The following is a 5,986-nucleotide window of genomic DNA, read 5'->3' as shown; positions in this document are numbered from 1 at the left end:
AAGGGTGGCAGCCGAACTTCATCAACTGGTGGGACGATGTCGGCCCCGAAGGTTCGACCCATTACGACGTGTACTTGCGCACCGCCGTGAGCGTCGATCCGACCGGCTGGGCCCAGTTCGGCCACGTGAAGATGCGCGACTACCGCTGGGGCATCTTCTTGAACCCCGGCGAGGCCGATCGCAAGATCCACTTCGGCGACCACAAGGGCGAGAAGGCCTGGCAAGACGTGCCTGGCGAGTACCGCAGCACCTTCCGCCGCCTGATCGTCACCCAGGGTGACACCGAGCCGGCTTCGGTGGAGCAGCAGCGCCTGCTGGGCCACACCGCGCCGTCGCTGTATGACCTGCGCAACCTGTTCCAGGTCAATGTCGAGGAAGGCCGCCACCTGTGGGCCATGGTCTACCTGCTGCACGCGCATTTTGGCCGCGACGGCCGCGAGGAAGCCGAGGAGCTGCTGATGCGCCACAGCGGCGACGCCGACAAGCCGCGCATTTTGAGCACCTTCAACGAGCCCATGGACAACTGGCTCAGCTTTTTCATGTTCACCTACTTCACCGACCGCGACGGCAAGTTCCAGCTCAAGAGCTTTGCCGAAAGCGCGTTCGACCCGCTGGCCCGCACCACCCGCTTCATGCTGACCGAAGAAGCGCACCACATGTTCGTCGGCGAAACCGGCGTCGGCCGGGTCATCAAGCGCACGCTGGAAGTCATGAAAGAGCTGGACACCGATGATGTGGCCACGCTGCGCAAGGCCGGCGTGATTGACCTGCCCACGGTGCAGAAATTCATGAACTTCTGGTTTACCTCCTCGCTCGATTTGTTTGGCTCCGAGGCCTCCAGCAATGCGGCCAGCTACTTCAGCAACGGCATCAAGGGTCGCCCCGACGAGGCCAAATTTGCCGACCATGTGGAACTGGACACCGAGATCAGCATTCAGGTGCCCAATGGCAAGGGCGGCCTCAAAAACGAGACCATTTCGACCCGCAACGGCATGAACGAAATCACCCGGCGGGAGTATGTCAAGGACTGCAACATCGGCGTCACGCGCTGGAATATGGGCATCAAGCGCGCCGGCATCGACTTCGAACTGCGCCTGCCCAGCACCCGATTCCGCCGCACCGTGGGCGCCTGGTCAGGCATGCCGACCGACCCGCTGGGCAATCCCATCGGCACCGCCGAGTTTGAGGCGCAGCAGGGCGTCTGGCTGCCGACCGACGACGACAAGACCTTCATCCATAGCCTGATGCGGCGCGTGACCGAACCCGGCAAGATGGCCGGCTGGATCGCGCCGCCTGACCGCGGCATCAACGCCCATGCGCTTGCATACCAGTATGTGAGGCTTTGAGCGCCTCGGGCGGCGTTCGGGTGCGGTTTCAGCCCGCAGCCGCCCACGGATCATAAGTACCAACGTTCCACAGATGGCCTTCGACGTCAAGGCACGAAAAACCGCGGCAACCGTAGTCCTCGTCCTTGATCTCGAAATACCGGAGGATTTCTTCTTGGCGACTTTGCTCGGGATGAAGGTTTCGGGGTGGAGCCTACAGGGTACTCACGGCAGCAGCTTGTAGGCCGCATGCGGCACCTGATGGCGAGCGCTGAGCCAGTTATGTAAAGTGCGTAGCGAGACGTGCAGAATCTTCGCCGCGTCCGGGTGATTCAGGCCAAGGTCAGCGAGCAGCGCCCGGAAGCGCCTGGCTTGTTCCATGCGGTCTGCCGGGCATTGGCGCAGCTTTTTAGGGCTGACTTTGATATTCCACGATGTATATTATGTTAAATAACAATCATCGCCACCGAATGTAGGACAACAGATAATTTCCAGCATGCAAGTTTCTGCCGGTGGCAAACTTGCGAAATGCGAAGAATCAGCGCCCTCGTCTCAAGGTACTTGTTGCCGGCTGCCATGGCCCTGGCGTTCATGGCTGCGGCTCCGGCGGGCGCACAGACGACCGCTGAGGCCGTCACCGAGACCGGCGCCTCCGCCTTGCTGGAAAAGCATGCGGCGCTTGCCGGGCGATTGGCGCAGAACCCATACCATCGGCCACTTGTTCTGGAGTCGTCGGAAACGCCCAACATGGTCAAGGGCCATGCCTATGCGGTGCTGGATGCGCCGTTCAACACCGTGAGCACGACCTTCAAGAGCCCACCTCTATGGTGTGAGGTCCTGATACTTCATCTCAACACCAAATATTGTCACGCCAGCGCCAACAGCAGTCCGAGCGTGCTGATGGTCAACATCGGTAAAAAGACACCGCAGGAGATTAAGGATGCCTTTGCGCTGGAATTCAACTACCGTCTGGGGGTTGCCACGCCAGGCTACCTGGCCACTCAGCTGCATGCCGAAAAGGGGCCGTTGAGCACCAGCAACTACCGGATCGAGCTCGAGGCCGTGCCCTTGCCGGGCGGCAAGACCTTTATGCACCTGGGCTATTCGTATGGGTATGGCGCGGTGGGCCGCCTGGCCATGCAGGCTTATTTAAGCAGCCTGGGGAGCGGCAAGGTCGGCTTTACCAAGGTGCCGGGCCAACAGGGCGAAGAGGCAGCCTATATTGGCGGCATGCGCGGTGCGGTCGAGCGCAACACCATGCGGTACTACCTCGCCATTGAGGCCTACCTGAGCTCGCTCAGCCAGGCGCCCGCCCAGCAATTCAATACCCGGCTGCAGCTCTGGTTTGATGCCACCGAAGCCTACCCGCGACAGCTGCATGAGCTGGACAAGGACAGCTACGTCACCATGAAGAAGGCGGAGTATCAGCGCCAGCAGGGCACCACGCCCGGATAGTGTTTTCAGGGGTCAAAAGGGTCAAGCCGCCCGGGAATCAGATTGGGCTGCCTCAAACTTTTTCCCCTGTCCGACGCAGTAAGCCAGCAAGGCGTCTATTTCAGTCGATTTGTCGAACACCGCATCGACCCCAAGCTGGGCACAGCGCTGGCGCACGTCGCGGGTGGCGTAATTGCTGAACACCACAATGGTTTGCTTCGCATCGCGTGCGCGGCAGGCCTGCAGCACACCCAGGCCGCTGCCGCTTTTCAAAAATAAATCGACGATGGCCAGGTCCCACTGCCCCTGATGGCTGGTCAGCCAGGCAGCGCCCTCCTCTTCCGTTGCCGCCGAGCCCACGGTTGTAACGGGCGCGAGTTCTTCGAGCGTGCTGATCAGGTTGTCCCGAATGATCGGGTTGTCCTCGACCAGGTAAGTTCTCATTTTCATCCTCCCAATTTACGCCGCCAGGTCGCGCCCTGATGACGGAAGTCCCACCGTGCCGCTGTAGGAGGATGCGCCACCCCTACCGATTCAGGCGGTAAGCGGCGTCTTACGCCAGGAGCAGACAGGCCTTACAGACGCTGTCGGCATCCGGCTACCGCGCAGTTACCGGCTGGCCGTTAAGGTCGAAAGCTGATTCCTCCGTAGCGTCCGGCGTTTTGACGTCACCGCGTTCTATTCAAACCAGGGACCCTCATGTCGCCATCCAAGCGCAAAGCCGCCAACCACAGCAAGCCCCTGGAGGGCGCCGCCGGCAAAAAAAACCAGCTTGAAGGCTTTACGGAAGATGCGGGGCATGGCCTGACAACCAACCAGGGCCTGCCGATTCCGGACAATCACAATTCGCTGAAAGCCGGGCTGCGCGGCCCTACCCTGCTGGAGGATTTCATCCTCCGCGAAAAGATTACCCATTTCGACCATGAGCGCATTCCGGAACGCGCGGTGCATGCGCGCGGCTCCGGCGCGCATGGCTACTTCAAGGTCTACAAGCCCATGGGCGAGTACACCCGCGCCGGTTTTTTGCAGGATCCGGAGGTGGAAACACCGGTATTCGTGCGCTTTTCTACCGTGGCGGGCTCCGCCGGTTCGGCCGATACGGTGCGTGATGCGCGCGGCTTTGCGGTCAAGTTTTACACCGCCGAGGGCAACTACGACCTGGTGGGCAACAACATTCCGGTGTTTTTTATCCAGGATGCGATCAAGTTCCCGGATCTGGTGCATGCCGTCAAGCCCGAACCGCACCATGGCATGCCGCAGGCGGCCAGCGCGCACGACACCTTCTGGGACTTTGTCTCGCTGATGCCCGAGTCCACCCACATGCTGATGTGGGTCATGTCTGACCGCGCCGTGCCGCGCAGCCTGCGCATGATGGAAGGCTTTGGCATTCACGCCTTTCGCTTCATCAACGCGCGCGGCGATTCGCATTTCGTCAAGTTTCACTGGAAACCCAAGCTGGGCGTACACGGCCTGGCCTGGGACGAAGCGCAGAAGATTGCCGGCAAGGATTCGGATTTTCACCGGCGCGACCTGTGGGAGGCGATCGAGAGCGGCAATTTCCCCGAATGGGAGCTCGGCGTGCAGATTGTGGACGAGGGCAAGGAGGCCGAACTGGGCTTTGACATCCTGGACCCGACCAAGCTGATTCCGGAGCAGCAGGTGCCGGTTCAGCTGATTGGCAAGATGGTGCTGAACCGCAACCCCGACAACTTTTTTGCCGAAACCGAGCAGGTCGCGTTTCACCCCGGCCACCTGGTGCCGGGCATTGATTTTTCCAACGACCCGTTGCTGCAGGGCCGGCTATTTTCGTATACCGACACCCAGCTTTCGCGCCTGGGCGGGGCCAATTTCCATGAGCTGCCGATCAACCGGGGGGTCTGCCCCATGCACAATTTCCAGCGTGACGGCATGCATCGCCAGACCATCAGCAAGGGGCGGGTTGCCTACGAGCCCAACACCCTGGGCAGCGGCGCGGAGTTCCGGGTTGACGGCGCGGCGCAGGGCTTTCAGTCTTACCCCGAGCTGCTGGAGCCGCCCAAAATCCGGCGCCGCAGCCCGTCCTTTGACGACCATTTTTCCCAGGCCAGCCTGTTCTGGAACAGCCAGAGCACGGCGGAAAAAGACCACATCGTGGCGGCCTTCCGGTTTGAGCTGTCCAAGGTCGAGGTCGATATTCGCCAGCGCATGGTCGACAACCTGGCCCATGTGGACGCCAAACTCGCCGCACGGGTGGCCGCGCCGCTGGGCATCAACCCGCCGGACCCGAAAGCCGCCGCCGGCCGTCTCGGCTTTCGGGACTACCGCATCACCAACAAAGTGGATGAAGACCTTTCGCTGCGCATGACGGGGCGGCCCGGCGGCAGCGTCAAAACCCGCAAGATTGCAATTCTGGTGGCCGACGGCGTGGAACCGGTCACCTTCAAGCGCATCCAGCAGGACCTGGTCGATGCCGGGGCCGTCTGCAAGCTGGTGGCGCCGCACCTGGGCACCGTCAGCACCGCCAGCGGGCGGCAACTCGCGGTCGACCACAGCCTTGCCAACATGCCGTCGGTGATGTTTGATGCGGTGTTGATTCCGGGCGGCGCCGACAGCGCCGCCGCGCTCGGCCGGCTCGGCGATGCCGTCCATTTTGTGCTGGAAGCCTACAAGCACTGCAAAGCCATTTGCGCGATCAACGAAGGATGCCAATTGCTGGGCACGCTCGGCTTCGAGCGGGGCAATAGCCCGGACAGCGTCAGCGTGCCGACCGGGGGCGTGTTGCTGGCCGATGGCCGCAAGGTGCTTGACGGCCAGGTGTCACGGGACTTCATGACCGCCATCGCCCTGCACCGGCATTGGGACCGTCTCAATGTCGAGGCGATTCCCGCCTGAGCCCGGGCCGGCGCGTCACGGCGCCAGGATCAGCTGGTGCGGGTAGCTGGCCGGGTTCATTTGCAGGGGCCGGTACTCGACGTGCGCCCACCGGTCCCGCATATCGCGGTAGCGGCTGGAGAACACCAGCCCGCTCTGCCCGGTCTGGTAGATGAAACGCGAGTTTTCCAGATCGGCCAGGTCGTACACGGCGCGCAGCGAGGCCGCATGGCGGTTGGCAAAGGGCAACTTTTCGTCGTTGGCCCAGTACTGGCCCACGTTGACGGTGAAGGCATCGCCGCCGGTGGGCACCCGCACATCAAAAAAGCGCGCCAGCGCGGGCACATTGCCAAACGGTTTGTGGGCCGACAAGGCGT

General features: G+C 62.1%; 6 protein-coding genes and 1 pseudogene. 3 read left to right on the top strand and 4 right to left on the bottom strand.

Annotated features, from left to right (window positions below; all coding sequences use genetic code 11):
- Positions 1–1,346, top strand: a 1,346-nt coding sequence (gene boxB / locus RMO23_RS12360) for a benzoyl-CoA 2,3-epoxidase subunit BoxB (RefSeq protein WP_309681899.1), incomplete at its 5' end; no start/stop codon positions are given.
- Between the two features lie 28 nt (positions 1,347–1,374).
- On the opposite strand, the pseudogene RMO23_RS19700 reads toward boxB, so the two are convergent.
- Positions 1,375–1,479 (bottom strand): annotated as a pseudogene (locus RMO23_RS19700) (glyoxalase); the annotation flags it as partial.
- 71 nt (positions 1,480–1,550) lie between these two features.
- Positions 1,551–1,706 (bottom strand): helix-turn-helix domain-containing protein, encoded by a 156-nt coding sequence (locus RMO23_RS12355; protein ID WP_309681897.1) that lies wholly within the window; start codon positions 1,704–1,706, stop codon positions 1,551–1,553.
- 195 nt (positions 1,707–1,901) lie between these two features.
- Between RMO23_RS12355 and RMO23_RS12350 the strand changes: the two genes are divergently transcribed.
- A complete protein-coding gene (locus RMO23_RS12350; RefSeq protein WP_309681895.1) occupies positions 1,902–2,780 on the top strand; it encodes a hypothetical protein in 879 nt (292 codons plus the stop codon).
- 21 nt (positions 2,781–2,801) lie between these two features.
- Here the strand turns inward: RMO23_RS12350 and RMO23_RS12345 are convergent, their stop codons facing one another.
- Positions 2,802–3,209 carry a response regulator gene (locus tag RMO23_RS12345; protein ID WP_309681893.1) on the bottom strand — a complete coding sequence of 136 codons (408 nt, stop codon included), beginning with the start codon at positions 3,207–3,209 and terminating at the stop codon, positions 2,802–2,804.
- Positions 3,210–3,458: 249 nt separating this feature from the next.
- Between RMO23_RS12345 and RMO23_RS12340 the strand changes: the two genes are divergently transcribed.
- On the top strand, positions 3,459–5,630 hold the full coding sequence (locus tag RMO23_RS12340) for a catalase (RefSeq protein ID WP_309681891.1): 2,172 nt from the start codon (positions 3,459–3,461) through the stop codon (positions 5,628–5,630).
- Positions 5,631–5,645: 15 nt separating this feature from the next.
- On the opposite strand, the gene RMO23_RS12335 is transcribed toward RMO23_RS12340, so the two are convergent.
- Positions 5,646–5,986, bottom strand: a 341-nt coding sequence (locus RMO23_RS12335) for a penicillin acylase family protein (RefSeq protein ID WP_309681888.1), incomplete at its 5' end; no start/stop codon positions are given.

Origin of the sequence: Polaromonas sp., from assembly GCF_031411155.1 — a bacterium.
Classification (GTDB): Bacteria; Pseudomonadota; Gammaproteobacteria; order Burkholderiales; family Burkholderiaceae_C; genus Polaromonas.
The sequence above is the reverse complement of the archived record's forward strand: the minus strand, read 5'-3'. Positions and strand labels throughout refer to the sequence as shown.